This is a genomic window from Parafannyhessea umbonata (assembly GCF_012844235.1).
Lineage (GTDB): Bacteria > Actinomycetota > Coriobacteriia > Coriobacteriales > Atopobiaceae > Parafannyhessea.
Map to the genome: position 1 here is coordinate 41912 of NZ_JABAGR010000008.1, position 21097 is coordinate 63008.

A 21097-nucleotide genomic window follows, 5' to 3' on the forward strand; every position below is an offset into this window, starting at 1 on the left:
GGAAGCTGTCAGATTGTGGTGCCTCGCACTACGGAATTGCCCGCTCCCGTCAGATAGTGGTACCACTATCTGACGGGAGCTATTTCTGTCAGTTGGTGAGCCCACCGCGGCACCACTAACTGACAAGAGCAGCTTCTGTCAGTTAGTGAGGCCATTCGGGACGCCACGGGCCGCCGGCACCGCCCGGCGCGGCGGCGGGAGGGAAAGCGCAGCATGGACGCAGGCGTACGCAGGGTCATGGGGCTCATCAGCGAGATGAACGTCCGGTACGTGGTGCCGGTGTACCAGAGGCCGTACTCGTGGGGAGAGGAGCAGTGCCTCCAGCTGTGGGACGACATCCTGGCGTGCGGGCGCTCGCGCGAGCAGACGCACTTCACGGGCTCCATCGTCACCATGCAGGACGGCACCGCCTCGCCGCAGGGCGTCGCGGCGCTCGCCGTGATCGACGGCCAGCAGCGCATCACCACCATCGCGCTGCTGCTGGTGGCGCTCGCGCGCTACGCGGACGCGCACGAGGCGGATCTCCTGCCGTTCTCGCGCCAGGAGATCCTGATGAGCGGCTACCTCACGAACCCGTTCCGCTCTGGCGACGACCACTACAAGCTCACGCTTTCCAAGGGCGACCGCGCGACGTTCCGTGCCGTTATCGACCACCTGGAGGATCCGTCGCGACCCGCTCCGGAGGGGCCGTCCAGGATCCTGGACAACCTCACGCTCTTCGAGCGGCGGCTGGGCGCGCTCGCGGACGTCGCGCTCGTGTGGGAGGGGTTGCGCCGCCTGGAGGTCGTGTCCGTGACCATGGCGCAGGGGCGCGACAACGCGCAGCTCATCTTCGAGTCCATGAACTCGACCGGCAAGGACCTCAGCGCCGCTGACCTCATCCGCAACTTCGTGCTCATGAAGTACCCGCTGGACCGCCAGGCCCAGGCGTACCAAACCTACTGGAGGCCGCTCGAGGACGTGCTGGCGCCGCTGGGCGACGAGGGTGCGTTCGACGACTTCGTCCGCTGCTTCTTCCAGATGGCCTACGCGCCGGAGCGCCTGGGCGACGCGGACCTGTACCAGGTGTTCAAGCGCTACGTCAGCGCGAACGCGTACGACGCGAACGATCGCATGGGCTTCCTCTGCCTTCGGCTGAAGGACTTCGCCGGCTACTACGTGGACGCGGTGCGCGGCGGCCTTTCCGGCGCGGACGCCGCGGACCCCGTGGCCAGGAGGACGTCGTTCCACCTGGCGGCCGTCGCGCGCCTCGGCGGCGCCGCGGCGCGCCCGCTCGTGCTGGAGCTCTTCCGCAGCTGCCGCCGCCGCGAGTGCACGCGCGAGCAGCTGGCGGACATGCTCGGCGTGCTCGAGTCGTACCTGCTGCGTCGCGCGGTGTGCGACTGCGAGGGCAGCGCGCAGGAGCACTTCCTGCGCCACCTCGTGGCCAAGCTCGCGGCGGTGCGCAGCGCGGGCGAGAAGTACTACGAGTCCTACGTGGCGCTCTTCCTTGTGGAGGAGGGCACCCCGCGCCGCTTCCCCACGGACGACGAGTTCCGCCGCGCCCTCCTCACGCGCGACTGCTTTGGCTTCGCGCAGGCGCCGTTCCTGCTCGCGCGCCTGAACGCGCACCTCGCCGTGGGCAACGGCTCGGACGGCTCGGCGACGGACTCGGCCGCGGCTGCCGCGCAGGCGGGCGTGCCGGGGTCTGCCGCGGACGCCTCCGCGCTGCCCGAGGGCTGGGGCGTGGAGCACGTCATGCCCGTGGGCGCGCTTGCGGACCCCGCATGGGCGCAGGCGCTGGGGCAAGGCGCCAGGCTCGCGTTCGAGCGCGGCGTGAACGCGCTCGGCAACCTCGCGCCTTCCGCGTACCCGTACGACCTGCAGGACGGCACCCTCGCGCAGAAGCAGGGGCGCCTCGCGCGCGACGGTGAGGGGCGTCCCGTGGACGTGCCGCTCTGCCGCGACGTGCTCGCCGCGAAGTCGTGGGGCCCTGCGCAGATAGAGGCCCGCGGCCGCGCCCTCGCGGACGTCGCCGTGGGCGCGTGGCCGCTGCCGCGCATGGACGCGGCCGCGCTCGAGGCGTTCAGGCCGTCGCGCCGCGCGGCGCAGGTGAAGACCGTCACGTGGCAGGACCTGGTGGACGCCGGCGTCGTGCAGATGGACGACGTGCTCGTGAGCGCGAGCCCCATGTACCAGGGACGCGCGACCGTCACGTCCACGGGCAGGATCATGCTCGCCACCGGCGAGACGTTCGAAGAGCCCACCGCCGCCTACGAGCGCTTCCTCGGCTCCGTCGGCGCGCACGAGACGGGGCTGAACGGCTGGACGCACTGGCGCCTGGGCGAGGGCGGCCCGCTCTTGGACCAGCTGCGCTAGGCGCGGGCCCGGGCGCCTTCGGGCGTCTGCTGCTTTTTTGTTACCCGCGCGCAGGCGCCGCGGCGCCCGGGACTGCAAAGCGCTAATCTGTGCTAGTAATCGTGGCAGGGCACGGCGATGCGCCGGCACACGGGACGCGCGCACGCGCGGCAGAGGGGGACCATCGACATGGGTTATGACGAGCGCTTTGGCCTGCGGGCGACCGTGGGGGAGGACGACTCGCTCCACGACGAGTGCGGCGTGTTCGGGGTGTGGGCGCCCGGCCGTGACGTCGCGAGGATCACGTACTTCGGCCTGCACGCCCTGCAGCACAGGGGGCAGGAGTCCGCGGGCATCGCCGTCGGCAACGGGAAGTCGGTGCTCGTGCGCAAGGACCGCGGTCTCGTGAGCCAGGTGTTCACGGACGCGGACCTCTCCGCGCTCTCCGGCAAGGCCGCCATCGGCCACGTGCGCTACGGCACGGCGGGCGGAGGCGGCTTCGACGCCGCGCAGCCGCACTTCTCGCTCATTGACGACGTCACGATCGCGCTCGCGCACAACGGCACGCTCGTGAACACGTCGGGCGTCCGCCGCGAGCTGGTGCAGATGGGCGTGCCGTTCCGCTCCGAGACCGACTCCGAGGTCGCGTGCGAGCTCATTGGCTACTTCACGAAGAAGTCTGGCCACCTGCGCGTGGGCATCCGCCACGCCATGCAGATGATCGAGGGCGGCTACGCCATGGTGCTGCTGCGCGAGAACGCGCTGTACGCGTTCCGCGACCCCAACGGCATCCGCCCGCTGGTCATCGGCGCGCTCGGCACTGAGGGCTGGGTCGTCGCGAGCGAGACGTGCGCCCTCGACATCGTGGGCGCGACGTTCGTGCGCGATGTGCGCCCCGGCGAGATCGTGCGCATATCCGACGGCGGCATCCTCTCCGAGCAGGGGATCGAGCCGCGTCCCGAGGCGCAGTGCATCTTCGAGGACGTGTACTTCTCGCGCCCGGACACCGTGGTGCGCGGCCGCTCCGTGTACTCCATGCGCTACGAGATGGGCCGCCAGCTGGCGCGCGAGGCCCCGGTCGACGCGGACCTCGTGATCGGCGTGCCGGACTCCGGCATGCCGCCGGCGGAGGGCTTCGCGTCGCAGAGCGGCATCCCGTTTGGCGAGGGCCTCATCAAGAACCGCTACGTCGCGCGCACGTTCATCCAGCCCACGCAGGAGATGCGCGAGATGGGCGTCCGCATGAAGCTGAACGCGCTTTCGGACAACGTGGCCGGTCGCCGCGTGGTGATGGTGGACGACTCCATCGTGCGCGGCACCACGTCCAAGCAGATCGTCCGCATGCTCAAGGAGGCGGGCGCCACGGAGGTTCACGTGCGCATCAACTGCCCCGAGGTCGTGTGGCCGTGCTTCTATGGCATCGACACGGACGTGCAGCGCCAGCTCATCAGCGCAAACAAGGGCGTGGACGAGGTGCGCGACTACATCGGCGCGGACAGCCTGGCGTTCCTCTCGCTCGAGGGGCTCAGGCGCTGCGTGCCGGAGTGCGGCTACTGCGACGCGTGCTACACCGGCCGCTACCCCGTGCGCATCCCGGAGGCGTTCTCGGCCGGCAAGTTCCTGGACGGCTTTGCGCCCACGTTCCCGTACGACGACGGCGGGGAGGCCAGCGTGCCGCCCGTGGCGGACGTGCGGATGGACGCCCCGCGCGACTAGCGCGACCAGCGCCCGGGCGAACTGCCCATGACGCCCGCGGGCAGAGGGCGTGGGCCGAGGGCACGGGCGAGAAGAACGGCGGCGAGAAGAACGGCAGCCCCTGCGGGCGCGGCCACGGGGTCGCGCCCGCTTCTTGTTGGCGGACCCCGTTGCGGAGGCGCGAGGCCGCGGCGTTTCGCCCCTGCGCCGCCCACATGTGAGGACGCGGCTTTTCTCACCTATCTACCTGCGCGTATTTCGATTGCGCTACGTGCGCGCTACCCGTTCGTGTCAGGGTCATTATGATTTTGGCAATCGGGCCCCTCCGGGCGGGGCCGGCCGTAAACTAGGCTGGACCACATCTGCCACCCATGGCACAGGCGAGAGGAGACCCGATGTCAGGCCATGATTCCCAGGAGGCCGCCCAGATGCCGCGGACGCGCCGCAACGGGGAGGGATACGAGCCCCAGGGGCTGTACAGACCGGAGTACGAGCACGACGCGTGCGGCATCGGCGCGCTGGCGAGCCTACGCGGCGAGCGCTCGCACGCGATGCTCGACGACGCGCTCGCGGTGCTCATGAACCTGGAGCACCGCGGCGGCAAAGGCCTGGAGAAGAACACGGGCGACGGCGCCGGCGTGCTGCTGCAGATCCCGCACCGGCTGTTCCGCAGGGAGGCCCAGCGCGAGGGCCACATCCTGCCGGCCGAGGGCGACTACGGCGTCGCCATGCTGTTCTTCCCGCAGGACGCCGAGGGCTACCGCGACGCGCGCCGCGTGTTCGAGGACGGCTGCGCGCAGGAGGGCGTGCCCCTGCTGTTCTGGCGCGAGGTGCCCGTCGACCCGCACGACCTGGGCGACACGGCGAACCGCTGCCGCCCGCACATCGTGCAGGCGTTCTTGGGCAGGCCCGACGCGACGGCCGCCGGCCAGGACTTCGAGCGCCAGCTGTACGTGACGCGCCGCGTGGTCGAGAAGATGGCCGAGCAGGAGGGCGCGCTTGCGGGCAAGACGTTCTACGTGTGCTCCATGAGCGCCCACACCATCGTGTACAAGGGCATGCTCGTGGCGACGCAGCTGCGCTCGTTCTACCGCGACCTGGGCGACGCCTGGGCCGAGACGGCCATCGCGCTCGTGCACTCGCGCTACTCCACGAACACGACGCCGAGCTGGGAGCGCGCGCACCCCAACCGCTACATCATCCACAACGGCGAGATCAACACGCTGCGCGGCAACGTGAACGGCGTCCGCGCGCGCGAGCCCGAGCTGTACTCGCCCGTGATGGGCGCCGAGCTCAAGAAGGTCATGCCCGTCATCAGGAGCGAGGGCTCCGACTCCGCGGTGCTCGACAACGTGCTGGAGTTCCTCGTGATGAACGGCCGCTCGCTGCCGCGCGCGGTCTCGATGCTGCTGCCCGAGCCGTGGGACAAGAACACCCAGCTCTCCCAGGAGCGCCGCGCGTTCGGCGCGTACCAGTCCATGCTGTCCGAGGCGTGGGACGGACCCGCCGCCATCGCGTACACCGACGGCCACTACATGGGCGCTGCGCTCGACCGCAACGGCCTGCGCCCCGCGCGCTACTACGTCACGCGCGACGACCGCCTCATCCTCTCGTCCGAGGCGGGCGCCTGCAACATCGAGCCGGAGGACATCGTCCAGGCCGGCTCGCTCGGCCCCGGCCAGATGCTCCTCGTCGACCCCGACAAGGGCCGCGTCGTCTGGGACGACGAGCTGAAGGATGCGCTTGCGCGCGAGAAGCCCTATCGCGACTGGGTCGCGCAGGAGACGCTGGGCGTGGACGACCTCGCGCCCGCGGCCGAGGGAGACGAGGAGGGCGAGGCCGCCGACGCGCAGACCCCGCTGCCGATCCGCCTGGCGCGCCACGGCTACCACTTCGACGACGTCGAGGAGGCCATCGGCCCCATGGCCGTCACGGGCAAGCGCCCCGGCGCCTCCATGGGCGCGGACATGCCGCTCGCCGTGCTGTCCAGGCGCTCCCGCTCGTTCTTCGACTACTTCAACCAGCTGTTTGCCCAGGTCACGAACCCGCCCATCGACGCGCTTCGCGAGGACTTCGTCACGTCGTCCATCCTGTACCTCGGCAATCACGGCAACCTGCTCGAGGACCAGCGCAGCAGCTGCCGCCTCATCAGGCTGAGGACCCCCATCCTCACGCAGGACGAGTTCAACCGCATCCTGCACGTGGACATGGTCGGCTTCGGCTGCCGCCGCTTCGTCGCGTCGTTCGACCGCGACGGGGGAGAGCACGCGCTCGCCGAGGCGCTCGACCGCCTGAACAACGAGGTGGAGGCCGCGGTCCGCGAGGGCGTGAACATCATCGTGCTCTCCGACCGCGTCCCGGACGGGCAGGTGCCCGTGCCGTCGCTCCTCTCGCTCGGCTCCGTGCACAGTCACCTCATCAGGCACGGCCTGCGCATGCGCGGTGACATCGTGGTCGAGACCGGCGACGCCATGACGCCGCACGACTACGCGTGCCTCGTCGGCTACGGCGCGTCCGCGATCTACCCGTACCTTGCGCACCAGCTCATCCGCGAGATGTCCGCGGACGGCCGCATCAAGGTCGACGCGAAGACGGGCGTCGAGAACTACAACAAGGCGTTGACCGCCGGCATCGTGACCATCATGTCCAAGATGGGCATCTCTACGATGCAGGGCTACCACTCCGCGCAGATCTTCGAGATCATCGGCCTTGCGCCGGAGGTCGTGAGGGGCTGCTTCGAGGGCACTCCGAGCCCGGTGGGCGGCCTTACCATGGACGACATCCAGCGCGAGTGCGAGGGCCGCTACGACGAGGGCGAGGCGCAGCGCAGGAGCCCGTCCCCCGACCAGCTGGCGAGCTCTGGCATCACGAAGTGGCGCCCGCTGGGCGGCGAGCAGCACATGCTGACCCCCGAGGTCATCTACCTGCTGCAGCGCGCCGTCCGCGAGGGCAGCTACGACCTGTTCAAGCAGTACAGCGCCGCGCTGCACAGGCCCGGCCGCTCCATCGTGCTCTCCGACCTTCTCTCCTTCGTACCCCTGGCGTCCGGCCCCGTGCCGATAGACGAGGTCGAGTCCGCGAGCGAGATCGTGAAGCGCTTCACGAGCGCGGCCATGTCCTACGGCGCCATCAGCGAGGAGGCCCACGAGGCGCTCGCCATCGCGATGAACCGCCTGGGCGGCAAGTCCAACACGGGTGAGGGCGGCGAGAACCCCATCCGCGAGACGACGCTGCCGAACGGCGACTCCACGAACTCCGCGATCAAGCAGGTCGCGTCCGCGCGCTTTGGCGTGACGAGCCGCTACCTGCGCAGCGCGAAGGAGATCCAGATCAAGATGGCCCAGGGCGCGAAGCCCGGCCAGGGCGGAAACCTGCCCGGCAAGAAGGTATGGCCTTGGGTCGCGGAGGTCAGGAACTCCACGCCCGGCGTCGGCCTGATCTCGCCCCCGCCCCACCACGACATCTACTCCATCGAGGACCTGGCGGAGCTCATCTTCGACCTGAAGAACGCGAACCCGGACGCGATGGTCTCCGTGAAGCTCGTGAGCGAGGCCGGCGTCGGCACGATTGCGACCGGCGTCGCGAAGGGCGGCGCGGACAAGATCCTGATCTCCGGCGCGAACGGCGGCACGGGTTCCGCCCCGCGCGACTCCATCTACCACGCCGGCCTGCCCCTGGAGCTTGGCCTTGCCGAGACGCAGCAGACGCTGCTCCTGAACGGCCTGCGCTCCCGCGTGGTGGTCGAGGCCGACTCGAAGCTCATGGACGGCCGTGACGTTGCGATCGCGTGCCTCCTGGGCGCCGAGGAGTTTGGCTTCGGCACGCCGGCGCTCGTCTCGCTTGGCTGCCTCATGCAGCGCGACTGCCAGCAGGACACCTGCCCCGTGGGCATCGCGACGCAGAACGCGTGCCTGAGGAAGCGCTTCGCGGGCAAGCCGGAGCACGTGATGAACTTCATGCTGTACACGGCCGAGGAGCTTCGCGAGGTCATGGCGAGCCTGGGCTTCCGCACCGTCGAGGAGATGGTGGGCCACGTGGAGTGCCTGCGCCAGACCGGCGTCGAGGACAACTGGAAGGCCTCGAGGATCGACCTGAGCCCGATGCTCCAGAAGGTCGAGAACGACCTGGGCAAGTCCTTCCCGGGCGCCGAGGTGCCGCACTTCGTGCCGAGCATGGCGCCGGACGTGGGCCTCGACCGCACCCTGGACGCGACCCTGCTGATCCCGTACACCAAGGAGTGCCGCGCGACCATGGGCCGCATGCGCTTCTCGGTGGACATCGCGAACGTCGACCGCTGCACCGGCACCATGCTGGGCTCGGTCATCACGAAGGAGCACCCGAAGGGCCTGCCCGACGGCTCCATCGAGATCGACTGCGCGGGCTCGGCCGGCCAGAGCTTCGGCGCGTTTTTGCCCGCGGGCGTGACGCTTAACGTCCACGGCGACGCGAACGACTACTTTGGCAAGGGCCTCTCCGGCGGCATCCTGACCGTGGCGCCCGCCGAGACCGCGACGTACAAGTTCGACGAGAACGTGGCCGTGGGCAACGTCGCGTTCTACGGCGCGACCGCGGGCAAGGGATTCATCAACGGCCTTGCGGGCCAGCGCTTTGGCGTGCGCAACTCCGGCGCGACCATCGTGTGCGAGGGCGTGGGCAACCACGGCTGCGAGTACATGACGGGCGGGCGCGCCCTGATCCTGGGCCCCGTGGGCGTGAACTTCGCCGCGGGCATGAGCGGCGGCATCGCGTTCGTGTACGACGAGAGACACGTCCTCTCCGCCCGCGTGAACCGTGACATGGTGCTCCTGGAGAAGCCGACCGAGGATGACCTGGAGTACGTGCGCGCGCTCATCCGCGAGCACGCGGACCGCACGAAGAGCCCGCGCGGCATCAAGATGCTCTATCAGTTCGACGACATCAAGGACGACTTCGTGAAGGTCATCCCGCGCGAGTACAAGCGGGTGCTCGACCTCACTGCCGAGGCGAAGGCCGCAGGCATGAGCGACGAGGCTGCGGCCGAGCACGCCTTCGAGGTCATGAGGGAGGGGATGTAGCCCATGGGCCAGGTAGGAGGATTCCTCGAGCACGGCCGCAAGGAACACGGTCAGCGCCCGATAGCCGAGCGCGTGCACGACTACGACGACCTTGCCGTGACGCTGCCCGCCGAGGAGCAGCGCGTGCAGGCCGGACGCTGCATGTACTGCGGCGTTGCGTTCTGCCAGACCGGAGCCGGCTTTGGCAAGGCGCGCACGAGCGGCTGCCCGCTGCACAACCTCATCCCCGAGTGGAACGACCTGCTGTGGCGGGGCCTGTGGGACCAGGCGGCGGAGCGCATGGCGCTCACGAACCCGCTGCCGGAGTTCACGGGAAGGGTCTGCCCCGCGCTGTGCGAGGCAGCCTGCAACCTGGGCCTGCACGACGACCCCACGACCATCCGCGACGACGAGCGCGCCATCAGCGACTGGCAGTGGGAGCACGGCGGGCCGAAGCCCCTGGCGCCCGCGCCTGAGGGCGCTCCGCTCGTGACCGTGGTGGGCTCCGGCCCCGCGGGCCTGGCCTGCGCGTGGGAGCTTGCCCGCCGCGGCCTGCGCGTGCGCATGGTGGAGAAGAGCGACCGAGCCGGTGGCCTGCTCATGTACGGCATCCCGAACATGAAGCTCCCGAAGGAGGTCGTGGAGCGCAGGATCGACCTGATGCGCGAGAGCGGCATCGACGTGGAGTGCGGCGTGGACGCGTCCGACCCCGACGTGGCGGCGCGCCTGGCGAAGGAGAGCGACGCCGTCGTGCTGGCCGCAGGCACGGGCAACGCCCGCACGCTAAGGGTGCCTGGCGCGGACCTCGACGGCGTGACGCTTGCGGTGCCGTACCTGACGGCGCAGACGAAGGCCGTGCTGGACGGCGGAAAGAGCGCCATCAGCGCCGAGGGCAAGGACGTCGTGGTCATCGGCGGCGGTGACACCGGCACCGACTGCGTCGCGACGGCGCTGCGCCAGGGCGCGCGCAGCATCATGCAGCTGGAGTTCCTGCCCGAGCCGCCCGAGAAGCCGCTGCCCACGAACCAGTGGCCGGAGTGGCCGATGGTCAAGAAGACCGACTACGGCCAGCAGGAAGCCATCGAGGAGTTCGACGCGGACCGCAGGCTGTGGGCCACGGACACGCTCGAGGTCCTGGGCGAGGGCTCGGTCGAGGGGCTGAAGATCGTGTCGCTCGACTGGTCGAACGGCAAGCCCGAGCGCAAGGAGGACAGCGTGCGCACGCTGCCGGCGCAGCTGGTGATCCTGGCCATGGGCTTCGTGGGCCCGGAGGCGAGCCTCGTCGAGGCGTTCGGCGGCGGCCTCGCGAAGCAGGGAAGGCCGCTTCCCGTTGTCGAGGGCAAGGGGCACGGGCTTTCCGGCGCCGACGGCAAGGCGCGCGTGTACTGCGCGGGCGACACGAGGAACGGCTCGACCATCGTGGTGAACGCCATATCGGACGGCCTTGCCTGCGCGGCTGAGGTCGCGGACGACCTGATGGGGTAGCGGTTGCGAGCCCGACGTTGAGGCGTGTTTAGTGGGGCGGTCCAGGCATGAGCCTGGGCCGCCCTCTACGTGTTTGAGCAGTGCAATGCGAGCTGAAGGAGGAAGGCCCCTCCTCAAGCGACGTCGCTTGAGATTGCGGGCCTCAATCGGCGTCGCTTGAGGTTTTGCAGGGGCGTGCCTACGGAATGAACGTGGACCGTGACCGTGCAGGGGACTGACAAAAGGGCGACCCCCGTCTCGCATCGGGCTGCGAGACGGGGGTCGCTTGTGCTGCTGGGCCGACCGAGGGTCGGGGTTTCGTCGCTACACGTAGAACAGCATGTCGTTGTAGCTCGGGACCGGCCAGTAGTCCTTGCTGGTGACGGTCTCCATGGCGTCGACGGCCGCGCGGAGCTTGTCCATGAGCGGCAGGACCTCGTCGCGGTAGGCGTCGTCCTCGGCGGCGACGTCGTCCAGCCCGCGTGCCTTCGCGTTCGCGGCCTCGAGCTCGTCGGTCGCGGCCAGGATCGCCGCGGAGCCCTCGCTCAGGGCCTTGACGGTAGCCTTGTCGGCAGCGGCGTCCACGCCGATCTCGGCGCGGGTCGCGACGCTCGTCGCGAGGTCGCCGGCGTACGCGCTGATGGCGGGCAGGTACATTGTGCGGGCCATGTTCACCATCGTGTTGGCCTCGATGTTGAGGAGCTTCGCGTACTGCTCGGCCTTGGCGACGTAGCGGGCACGGGTCTCAGCCTCGCTGAGGACGCCGTACTTCTCGAAGAACGCGATGTTCTCGGGCTTGACGATGCTGGGGATGGCGTCCGGCGTGCTCTTGAGGTTGGGCAGGCCGCGGCGCTCGGCCTCCTTCTCCCAGTCCTCGGAGTAGCCGTTGCCGTCGAACAGGATGCGCTCGTGGTCGCGGAACGTGTGGCGGACGAAGCGCATGGCAGCGGTGGTGAAGTCCTCGTCGGAGTGCTCGTCGATGTAGCTGACGAAGCGCTCGCACTGCTCCGCGACGGCGGTGTTCAGGACGACGTTGGGGTCGGAGAGGTTCTGCTGGCTGCCGCACATGCGGAACTCGAACTTGTTGCCGGTGAAGGCGAACGGGGAGGTGCGGTTGCGGTCCGTGTTGTCGCGCAGGACGTTCGGCAGCGCGGGGACGCCCAGGTCCATGCGGGCGCGGTCGTGAGACTCGGGCTGCTCCTTCTTGATGAGCGCGTCCACGATCGGGGTGAGCGCGTCGCCCAGGAAGACGGAGATGATCGCGGGAGGCGCCTCGTTAGCGCCGAGGCGGTGGTCGTTACCGGCGGAGGCGACGGACGCCCTCAACAGGTCTGCGTGGTCGTCGACCGCGGCGACGAGAAACGCGAGGAAGACCAGGAACTGCAGGTTGTCCTGGGGGTCGTCGCCCGGCTCGAGCAGGTTCTCGTTGTCAGCGGAGACGGACCAGTTGTTGTGCTTGCCGGAGCCGTTGACGTACTCGAACGGCTTCTCGTGCTCGAGGCAGGCAAAGCCGTGGTGGGTCGCGAGGAGCTTGAGCTTCTCCATGGTGAGGAGGTTGTCGTCGATGGCGAGCGAGCCCTTCTCGTAGATGGGGGCGAACTCGTGCTGGCACGGCGCGACCTCGTTGTGCTTGGTCTTCAGGGGCACGGCGAGCTTCCAGAGCTCGTCGTCGACCTCCTTCATGAACGCGTTGACGGAGGGGCGGATGGTGCCGAAGTAGTGCTCCTCGAGCTCCTGGCCCTTCGCGGGCTCGGCGCCAAACAGCGTGCGGCCGGTGAGGACGAGGTCCGGGCGGGCCTTGTAGTCGTCCTCGGTGATGATGAAGTACTCCTGCTCCGGGCCGATCGTGGTGTAGACGCGGCTCGGCTTCTTGCCAAACAGGCCAAGGACGCGCTTCGCCTGCTTTTCGAGGGCGACCTCGGAACGCAGCAGCGGGGTCTTCTTGTCAAGCGCCTCGCCGGTGTAGCTGATGAACGCGGTGGGGATGCACAGGACCTCGTCCTTGATGAACGCGGGGCTCATGGGGTCCCACACGGTGTAGCCGCGGGCCTCGAACGTGGCGCGCAGGCCGCCGGAGGGGAAGCTCGACGCGTCGGGCTCGCCCTGGACGAGCTCCTTGCCGCTGAACGCCATGAGGACGGTGCCGTCGCCGTTGGGGTTGATGAAGCTGTCGTGCTTCTCGCTCGTGATGCCGGTGAGCGGCTGGAACCAGTGCGTGAAGTGCGTGGCGCCGTGCTCGAGCGCCCAGTCCTTCATTGCGTGCGCGACCTCGTTAGCGATGTCGAGGTTGAGCTCCTTGCCCTCGTCGATCACGCGACGAAGCTCCTTGTAGGTGGGCTTCGGTAGTCGCTCCTGCATGTCCTGGTCGGTGAAGACCAGGCTGCCATACTCCTCGGTGACCTTGTCCTTAGACATCAGTCCTCCTCTGCAAAGTCGACTGGGCCGCGTCCGCGGACCCTTCGTACATATTGCATGATAGCGGGGACTGGTTGCATTTGAATTTCCCCAACGTGACGGTTACGAATGCGAAACCGTTTCAAAACCATTGCCCGCGCCGGCGTCCGCGCGTACGTGCGCGGTCCCGACGCGGGCCTGGACCTTGGAAAAAACGTGCATGTGCGTGGGCGAGAAGAACGTGGCGTCGCGCCTCGCGCCCTAGCGCTCCGCGAAGTGGTCGCGCGCAAATCCCATGGGTTGCACACACTCGAGCGTGCCGAGGTAGTTGCCCTCGCGGTCGCGCACTGCCATGTAGCGCACGAGCACGGGCTCGCCCTTCTTCTGCATCCACACGTCGACGGAGTCTCGCTGGCCACTGCGAAGCATGTCTATCACGTTTCGAACCATGTACTCGATCTTTGGCGGGTGGCACGACCACACCTCGCGCCCGAGCGCGCTTGCAGGACGCTTGAAGAGCTTCAGCTTGCCGTCGTCGTTCCAGTAGCGGTTGATGTTCTTCTCGTCCACAAACGTGAGCTCCATGGGGATGGTGTTCAGCACGGCATCCAGCTGCGCGGCAGAAAGCGTGCCCGTGGGAAGCGAGACGTCGCCACCACCCAGCGTCGCGCGCGCGTCCAGGGAGGCCGCGTACTTCTCGCCCTCGCCCCAGCGGCCGACCTCGGAGGGGTCCAGCATGCAAAGCTCGTAGCCGCGAAGGTCGACGTAGGCCTGCAGCCACTCCTGGTCCGTGAAGCACCGCACGCACAGCGGGAACAGGATGTTCGCCTCCTTGTAGCACATCTCGTCCGCGCGACGGACCACGGCGGCGGCGCGGTCGCGCCACGAGGCGTCGCGCGCTTCCGGCGCGGCCGCCACCAGGGCGCGCAGCTCGTCGCGGATTTCGTCGTCCACACCCCACATCACGTCCGCGGGGCCAGAGTAGCCGTGGCGCACCTTCAGCACGGGGTACAGCAGGTCGCCCTTCTTGGCGTAGTGGCCGCCTACCTTGGCGAGAAGCGCAAGCTCCTTTGCCGTTGCCTCGTCGTCGGCAGCGTCCAGCGCCTGCTGCGCCGCGGCGACCTGGCGCGCGATGGCCTTGTTCTCGAGCGAAAGGACGTTCACGGGGTGGCCTTTCAGCGCCGCGAGCACGCGCGTCTTGAAGTCGCCCTCGCCGGTGCCGCCCGCGATGGAGTCCATCACCGCGGCCTCGGCGTTCGCGATGCGCTCCTCGCGCGTGGCGCCGTGGAACAGCGCGGAGTGCACGTCGCACAGGCGCTGCACGTCCTCCACCTTCGCGCCGCCCTCGATCAGGCCCTGCTCCGCGCGTGCGATCTCCGCTGCGTCCACGTCGCTGAAGTTCGCCACGAACTCGCGGCGCACGCTCTCCAGGTCCTCGCCGGCGGAAAGGCGGCTCACGTAGCTCGAGAGCAGGCGCGCGCGGCCGGCCTCGTCCGTCGCGACGGCGGCAGGGCCCGCGTCCGTGGCGCCGTCCGCGGCACCGGCGGCCGCGTCCTTCTCGCCCGCGGGCGCCGCCGTCGGTGCGGCCACGGGCGCGGGCTGGCCTGCCACCTCGAAGCCGGCCGCCTCGAGCGCGTCCACCACCTTGGCAATGTCGATGCCCTTTATCTGGGCGCCCCGGGGGATGGTCATCACGCGGCCCACGGTCTCGAGCGCCATGGGCTTCGCGATGTCCGCAAAGCCCAGGTCCCTCATGATGTCAACCACCTCGGGGTAGTCGCTCGCGAGGTCGTGCACGGTGCGCGAGAGGTCGATCGTCTTCGGCATGGTTGCTCCTATCTGCCGCCGGCCATGCCGGCGCTTGCTGCTGCCTTGCGCCGCGGCGATCCCGGGCGCCCTTCACGCAAACGATGGTAGGGGAGGTGTCGTCGCGCCGCTGTTGCATTTGCAACGCAACTAGGCAGCCAAAAAACCGCCACAAACTGTTGCATCGGACACGTCCGCGGCGCGGGTCGTTTGGCTATGCTTAATCTTGAAAAAGTTTCAAATGCTAGGCACGTGAGGTCGTGAGGCTCAAGATGCAGGGGTTCCTGGTTCTGCTTGCGGTTGCGCTCGTTGCAAGCGCATGCGGGTTCAAGAAGTACGTGTGGTTCATCTCCATCGGGTACGGTGCTGCCGTCGCCGCCATTGGCGTGGCGCTCCTCGTCATGTTTGGCGCTCGCTCGAGCGCGCCTGTAGTGGTGCAGGCTCTGCTCTTTGTGGCGTATGGCTGCCGCCTCGCCGGCTACCTCTCGTATCGCGAGCTGCGCAGCCGCAGCTACAACCAGAAGATGAAAGGCGAGGTCAAGGGTAACGACAGCGTGACTCTTGGCGTGCGCTTCGCCATCTGGGCCTCGGCGGCGCTCCTGTACGCGTGCCAGACGTCGCCCGTGCTCTTTCGCATGGCGGCGGGCGGCCGCGCGGACGCCTTCCTCGCGGCGGGGCTTCTTGTCTCGGTCTTCGGCCTCGCGTTCGAGACCACGGCAGACATTCAGAAGAACGCGGCCAAGCGCAGGAACCCGCGCCGCTTCGTGGACACCGGCCTGTTCCGCATCGTGCGCTGCCCCAACTACCTGGGCGAGATGCTGTTCTGGACCGGCGTCTTCGTAAGCGGCATCGGCGTGTACGCCGGCATCGCGCAGTGGGCGGCGGCGCTCGTGGGCTACCTCGGCATCGTCTACGTGATGTTCGGCGGCGCGCGTCGCCTCGAGATCCGCCAGAACCGCAGCTACGGCAAGGACCCCGCCTACCAGCGCTACGTCCGCACCACGCCGATCATGCTGCCGTTCGTGCCGCTGTACTCCGTCGAGAAGCACAAGTGGCTCGTCGCGTAGGCGCCTCGGCCCCGGACGTCGCCTGCGGCCCCTAGCTATATAATCTTCAGATCCAACATGCATGCGATGCCGCGGCCACAAGGCGCCGTGGCAGACGGGAGCAGAGACATGTCAGACAGCACCACCAAACCCACGACCGCGACGGACGCGGCGGCAGGCGCGGGCGAGAAGGTCGTGGACGTATCGGTCGAGCTCGCCCGCACGCTCGAGGCGCAGCCCAAGGTCGGGGGAATCCTTCGCGAGCTCGGCTTCGAGGAGCTTCCCGGGGACAAGACCATCCTCGAGGTCTGCACGGACGCCGGCGTCGACCCGTCCATCGTCACGCTCGCGCTCGCCGCGGAGGGCTTCGAGACCCGCGGCTACGTGAGCGAGGACGGCGGCGTCGCCGCGAAGACGTTCGAGAACGTGCTGAGCGCCCTGTTCGACCCCACGAGCACGCTCATGCCGAACGCCTCCCCGTCGCAGGCGCCCATGCTAAACCACATGGAAGCGGCCATTCGCCGAGCGCAGGACAGGGGAGACCTTCCCAAGGAGTAAGGTCGACCCCATGTGTGCGGGCGCCGGCCGGCTCGGGCGGCTCCGCACGACGGCACGAATCCGCGGCACGAGCCTTGCGTCGCGGCAGAAGGGAGCAGCACCAATGCAGAAGAACATGACCCGTCGCGAGGCCCTTGCGACGCTGGCCGGCCTTGGCCTCACGGGCGTCCTCGCCGGCTGCGGCACGGGCGCAAGCGACTCGTCCGCGTCCGACTCCTCCAAGTCGGGCGGCGCCAAGGCGTCCAAGGCCAAGGCGTCAGACGACGTCGTCGTACGCGTCGCGTCCCTGAAGGGGCCCACCACCATCGGCCTCGTCAAGATGATGGACACGACCTCCGGCATCCCCGCCGACGGCTCGACGCTGCCGCAGGACAACTCCGCGAAGAAGGGCTCCGGCATCCAGTACGCCTATGCCGTGAGCGCGTCTCCCGACGAGCTCCTTCCCCAGATCATCCAGGGCAAGGTCGACATCGCGTGCGTGCCGTCCAACGTCGGCAGCGTCCTGTACAACAAGACGGAGGGCAAGATCCGCGTGATCGACGTCAACACGCTCGGCGTGCTGTCCGTCGTCACGGGCGACTCCTCCGTCAAGGGGTTCGAGGACCTCGCCGGCAAGACGGTCTACGTCTCGGGCAAGGGGTCGAGCCCGGAGTACGTCCTCGACTTCCTGCTGGGCAAGGCCGGCATCGCAGACAAGGTCACGGTGGAGTGGAAGAGCGAGCACGCGGAGGTCGCCGCGGTCCTCGCGTCCGACCCCACCGCCGTCGGCATCCTGCCCCAGCCGTTCACGACGGCGACGCTCGTCCAGAACGGCTCGCTCAAGGCCCCGGTCGACCTCACGGACGTCTGGAAGAAGTACGCCACCGACGGCAGCGAGTTCGTGATGGGCACCACCATCGTGCGCGCGGAGTTCGCCGACGAGCACCCTGCGGCAGTCGCAGACTTCCTCAAGCGCCACGCCAAGTCCGTCAAGCAGGTCAACGCCGACCCGAAGGCGGCCGCGCCCCTCGTGGTGAAGGCCGGCATCGTCCCGAAGGAGCCCATCGCGGTCAAGGCCATCCCGCAGTGCAACGTCGTGTGCATCACGGGCAAGAAGATGAAGCGCGCCCTCGAGGGCTACCTCAAGGTGCTCTACGACGCCAACAAGGCGTCCGTCGGCGGTGCCCTTCCCGCGGACGACTTCTACTACCAGCAGGCCTAGCGGGCAGGTCGCGTGACCCGTCGCCCCAGCGACATACTCAAGAGGCTCGCCCCCGTCGTGCCGTGGATCGTGGCATGGCAGGTGGCGAGCCTCGTCGTAGGGAGCTCAATCCTCCTTGCGGGCCCCGTGGACACGGCGCTCCGCCTTCTCGCCCTTCTGGGCGAGAAGGACTTCCTCGCTACCGTGGGCTTCTCGCTCGCGCGCATCGCCCTCGGCTTCCTGCTCGCGTTCGCGCTCGCGGTCGTCCTCGCGCTTGCGGGGCGACGCCATCCGCTCGTTGATGGGCTCCTCGCCCCGGGCGTCTCCGCGCTGAAGAGCGTGCCCATCGTCTGCGTCATCGTCCTCCTGCTCATGTTGGTCGGCTCGCGGAGCGTCTCTGCCATCGCCGTGTTCCTCGCGGTGTTCCCGGCGGTGTACTTCAGCTGCCGCGAGGCGCTTGCGCACGTCGACCCCAAGGTGTCCCAGATGCTGGGCGTCTTCGGCGTCGCGCCCGTGCGCCGGTTCCTCGCGCACACGTGGCCGCAGGTGCTGCCGTACCTCGTGGGAACCAGCAGGAACGTCTGCGGCATGGCCTGGAAGGCCGGCGTCGCGGCCGAGCTCATCGGCAGCCCCATGGGGTCTATAGGCGAGCGGATCTACAACTCAAAGCTCCTGCTCGACACGGCGGGGCTCTTCGCGTGGACCATCGTGATCGTCGCGGCGTCGTGGCTGTGCGAGCGCGCGTTCGTCGCGGTGCTCGCGCGCACCGGCTCGTGGGCGCGGCGCCTGAGCCTGCGCGTGGGCCGCCCACGGGGCCCCCGCTCCCAGGCGGACGCGCGGGGGCAGGCGGTCCGGCCGGCTTCGGCCGGCCCGACGATCCTCCTTCGCGACGCGTCGATTGGCTACGGGGGGACGGTCGTGGCGTCCGGGCTGGACCTCGAGGTGCTCCCGGGCGACCGCGTGCTGCTGGCCGACCGCTCCGGCGCGGGCAAGACCACGCTCCTGCGCACGGTCGCGGGACTGCAGGACGTCCTTGCCGGCACGTGCAGGCGCCCGGTGCGGCCCACCATGGCGTTCCAGGAGCCGCGCCTGGTTGAGGACATGTCCGCCGTGCAGAACGTCCTGCTCGTGACGGGGTCCGTCCGCGACGCGTCAGCGTGCTCGCGCGTGCGCTCGCTGCTGCTCGAGCTCCTGCCGGAGACCGTGATCGACGTCCCCGTACGCGAGCTCTCCGGCGGTCAGCGCCGCAGGGCAGAGATCGTCCGCGCGCTTGCGGCCTCGGGGGACGCCGTCCTCCTGGACGAGCCGTTCTCCTCGCTCGACGCCGCCTCGCATGCGCGGGCGGCGGCGTTCGTGACGCGCCACCTCGACGGTCGCGCGCTCGTGGTCGCCTCGCATCTGCCCGACGACGTGCGACTTCTGGATGCCACGTCCTTCTCGCTCGAAAACAGCAGGTAAGAGAACGATTCCTTATTGTTCTGACGTATCGAGAGATGCGTTCGTTCCAGAAATTGTGATGTTCGGTCCAGTTGGCGGAAAGTGTTCCCTACGTGAACGGCGCGTGTGGCGTCTATGTAGCCACTTATTGCCGCGGTTCCTTTAGGGTATCTTCTTTCGGTCGCCAACAGGAAGGAACGACCATGTGTATGATGCTTGGCATCGATACCAAGGAGCCCGTTAGAGCGAACGAGCTGATGGGTGCCCTTTATTCGCACGGCAACGAGCACCCCAACGGCTGGGGCCTCGCGTACCTGCCCGCAGGGGACGGCGTGCAGCCTACGATCATCCGTGAAGCACAGAACGCGGCCGTGAGCGAGCGCGTGCAGGCGATCCTGCGCGAGCCGGTCATGACGGCGCACCTCATAGCACACATCCGCCGCGCTTCCGTGGGGTCCACGGCGCTGGAGAACTGCCATCCCTTCTTGAGGGAGGACCGCGCGGGCAGGCGCTGGGTGCTCGCGCACAACGGAACGCTCTTCGACCCGCGGAAGACCGTCAACTACCTGGGCGAGCGCCAGGGCTCGACGGACAGCGAGGCGATTCTGCCGTACCTGATGGACGCGTCCAACACCGCGGACGGCCAGGGGCTTGGCGTGGAGGGTCGCCTCGAGGCCATCGACCGCGCCGTCAGCGCGCTCGCGCCCGGAAACAAGCTGAACCTCCTCTTCACGGACGGGATCCACACGTTCGCGTACACGAACGACGCGAACAGGACGCTCTGGCGCCTTCGCCTTGAGGACGGCTGGGCGTTTGCGACCGCGCCGCTCGACGAGCGTGATTGGAAGCCGATGCCCGTGTGCCAGCTCCTGGCCGTGCGCGACGGCTCCGTCGTCTTCGAGGGCAAGGTGGGCGAGGGCGCCTTCACCGCCGACGAGGCCGAGTACGAGAGCATGATCGAGCACATGAGGGGCTAGGCGCCCCAAGTCGCCTCCGCGCGACGCCTGCGTTGGGCGATGCGGTACGGCGACGCGCCACACAAAGCGATATTGAGAAGCGACATCATGGCCGGGCGTCCCGCGGGGCGTCCGGCCATCCCTCTAGAAGTCGAGGTCGGAGTCCTCTTCATCCAAGAGCGCGCGTGCGACCTCCTGCCCCTCGATCGCCTCGCGCAGCCGCCTCTTGTAGTAGTGCTGGCCGTCCGCGATGTCGATGCGCAGGCCGACCTCGGCGTCTTGGAACAGCTTCAGCGCGCGAAGGGGGTCGGCGTCGATTCCCCACCTCTCGCACTCCGGGTCGACGAGCAGCTGCGCGATGCGGACGGCCGGCTGTGCGCGCTCCACGACGCCCTGGGAGAGCTCGAGGCTGTGCTCCCAGAGCATGTGGGCCCTGCGCATGTCGCGCTCGACGGCCTTGCCGCGCGCGTACATGTCTCCCAGCTTGTACGCGGCCTCGAACGAGGGGGCGAGCGCGGCGGCGAGCGAGTAGCACTCGTACGCCTTCTGGTAGTCCGGCTTGCCCGTGCGGACGTACTCGTAGATGTATCCCAGGTTGACGAGCGACTGGAGGTTGCCGTGGTCCACGGCCATCTGGTAGAGCTCCTTCGCCTTGGCGAAGTCCTGCTCGAAGAAGTCGCCGAGGTAGTAGTGCGCGCCGAGTGCGTTCATGCACGCGTCGCTCCCAAACGCGATGCCGACGCGGTACCCCGCGAGGAGCACGTCTTCCACCGAGGGGTCCTGGGCGAGCGCCTCCAGCACGTCGTCCTGGTTCTTCGTCACGAAGTCCGTGAACTCGTTCGGGTCGGGCGATATCGCCGCCTTGGCGAGGTCTTCGAGGAAGGAGTCGAGGTCGAGCGCGGGCTCCTCCTCGTCCGGGGCCTCGTCCTCCTCGCTGACCGAGAAGTCAACCTTTGCGAGGGTTGCGAGCCTCTTGAAGTCGTCCACGTTCGCAGTCCAGTCGTCTAAGCTCATGGCTTCCTCCCATCCGCGCCGCGCGCACATGCTTGACACGAGTTTCATGATGGGCCATGCGCCCGCGCGCGGCGTCGTCGCATCGGCGACCGCGGGTTCACGCCCCGCCGTGGCGCGTCGTCTGGTGCCCGCCGGGTGCCCCAAACAACAAATCTCGATTTGTTGTTTGGGCCGGTT

At 68.7% G+C, this 21097-nt stretch carries 12 protein-coding genes; 9 read left to right on the forward strand and 3 right to left on the reverse strand.

Going from position 1 to position 21097, the window contains the following annotated elements:
- Positions 1-213 precede the first annotated feature (213 nt).
- The 4 genes from HF885_RS08410 to HF885_RS08425 all read left to right on the forward strand — a co-directional run bounded on the left by HF885_RS08410 (position 214) and on the right by HF885_RS08425 (position 10550).
- Positions 214-2358: a GmrSD restriction endonuclease domain-containing protein gene (locus HF885_RS08410; protein ID WP_170104498.1), complete on the forward strand. Its 2145-nt coding sequence runs from the start codon at positions 214-216 to the stop codon at positions 2356-2358.
- A 168-nt stretch (positions 2359-2526) separates the two neighbouring features.
- The gene (purF, locus tag HF885_RS08415; RefSeq protein WP_170104499.1) at positions 2527-4053 is read left to right on the forward strand and encodes an amidophosphoribosyltransferase; all 1527 of its coding nucleotides are present in this window, start codon (positions 2527-2529) and stop codon (positions 4051-4053) included.
- A gap of 374 nt (positions 4054-4427) precedes the next feature.
- The gene (gene gltB, locus HF885_RS08420; RefSeq protein WP_170104500.1) at positions 4428-9086 is read left to right on the forward strand and encodes a glutamate synthase large subunit; all 4659 of its coding nucleotides are present in this window, start codon (positions 4428-4430) and stop codon (positions 9084-9086) included.
- Between the two features lie 3 nt (positions 9087-9089).
- Positions 9090-10550, forward strand: a complete 1461-nt coding sequence (locus HF885_RS08425; protein ID WP_170104501.1) for a glutamate synthase subunit beta — start codon at positions 9090-9092, stop codon at positions 10548-10550.
- 303 nt (positions 10551-10853) lie between these two features.
- Here HF885_RS08425 and HF885_RS08430 read toward each other — a convergent pair whose 3' ends face one another.
- Both HF885_RS08430 and HF885_RS08435 read right to left on the reverse strand, forming a co-directional pair.
- Positions 10854-12944 carry a glutamine synthetase III gene (locus HF885_RS08430; RefSeq protein ID WP_170104502.1) on the reverse strand — a complete coding sequence of 697 codons (2091 nt, stop codon included), beginning with the start codon at positions 12942-12944 and terminating at the stop codon, positions 10854-10856.
- Between the two features lie 240 nt (positions 12945-13184).
- Positions 13185-14750: a DUF438 domain-containing protein gene (locus HF885_RS08435; protein ID WP_170104503.1), complete on the reverse strand. Its 1566-nt coding sequence runs from the start codon at positions 14748-14750 to the stop codon at positions 13185-13187.
- 239 nt (positions 14751-14989) lie between these two features.
- Between HF885_RS08435 and HF885_RS08440 the strand changes: the two genes are divergently transcribed.
- The 5 genes from HF885_RS08440 (at position 14990) to HF885_RS08460 (ending at position 19927) form a co-directional block, all read left to right on the forward strand.
- A complete protein-coding gene (locus HF885_RS08440) occupies positions 14990-15796 on the forward strand; it encodes a DUF1295 domain-containing protein (RefSeq protein WP_206109870.1) in 807 nt (268 codons plus the stop codon).
- 108 nt (positions 15797-15904) lie between these two features.
- Entirely contained in the window at positions 15905-16333 is a 429-nt protein-coding gene (locus HF885_RS08445) for a hypothetical protein (RefSeq protein WP_170104504.1), read from the forward strand.
- 103 nt (positions 16334-16436) lie between these two features.
- Positions 16437-17534 (forward strand): ABC transporter substrate-binding protein, encoded by a 1098-nt coding sequence (locus HF885_RS08450; RefSeq protein WP_170104505.1) that lies wholly within the window; start codon positions 16437-16439, stop codon positions 17532-17534.
- Positions 17535-17546: 12 nt separating this feature from the next.
- Positions 17547-18971: an ATP-binding cassette domain-containing protein gene (locus HF885_RS10655; protein ID WP_170104506.1), complete on the forward strand. Its 1425-nt coding sequence runs from the start codon at positions 17547-17549 to the stop codon at positions 18969-18971.
- Positions 18972-19153: 182 nt separating this feature from the next.
- Entirely contained in the window at positions 19154-19927 is a 774-nt protein-coding gene (locus HF885_RS08460) for a class II glutamine amidotransferase (protein WP_170104507.1), read from the forward strand.
- Between the two features lie 123 nt (positions 19928-20050).
- Here the strand turns inward: HF885_RS08460 and HF885_RS08465 are convergent, their stop codons facing one another.
- Positions 20051-20920, reverse strand: coding sequence for a tetratricopeptide repeat protein (locus tag HF885_RS08465; protein ID WP_170104508.1), 870 nt, complete (start codon positions 20918-20920; stop codon positions 20051-20053).
- Positions 20921-21097: the final 177 nt, after the last annotated feature.

Excerpts from the sequence above, each read along its gene's own strand:
- HF885_RS08450 (WP_170104505.1), top strand. The coding sequence starts at position 16,437 with ATGCAGAAGAACATGACCCGTCGCGAGGCCCTTGCGACGCTGGCCGGC.
- HF885_RS08445 (WP_170104504.1), top strand. The coding sequence starts at position 15,905 with ATGTCAGACAGCACCACCAAACCCACGACCGCGACGGACGCGGCGGCA.
- HF885_RS08410 (WP_170104498.1), top strand. The coding sequence starts at position 214 with ATGGACGCAGGCGTACGCAGGGTCATGGGGCTCATCAGCGAGATGAAC.
- HF885_RS08425 (WP_170104501.1), top strand. The coding sequence starts at position 9,090 with ATGGGCCAGGTAGGAGGATTCCTCGAGCACGGCCGCAAGGAACACGGT.
- purF (WP_170104499.1), top strand. The coding sequence starts at position 2,527 with ATGGGTTATGACGAGCGCTTTGGCCTGCGGGCGACCGTGGGGGAGGAC.
- HF885_RS08460 (WP_170104507.1), top strand. The coding sequence starts at position 19,154 with ATGTGTATGATGCTTGGCATCGATACCAAGGAGCCCGTTAGAGCGAAC.
- HF885_RS08435 (WP_170104503.1), bottom strand. The coding sequence starts at position 14,750 with ATGCCGAAGACGATCGACCTCTCGCGCACCGTGCACGACCTCGCGAGC.
- HF885_RS08465 (WP_170104508.1), bottom strand. The coding sequence starts at position 20,920 with ATGAGCTTAGACGACTGGACTGCGAACGTGGACGACTTCAAGAGGCTC.
- gltB (WP_170104500.1), top strand. The coding sequence starts at position 4,428 with ATGTCAGGCCATGATTCCCAGGAGGCCGCCCAGATGCCGCGGACGCGC.
- HF885_RS08430 (WP_170104502.1), bottom strand. The coding sequence starts at position 12,944 with ATGTCTAAGGACAAGGTCACCGAGGAGTATGGCAGCCTGGTCTTCACC.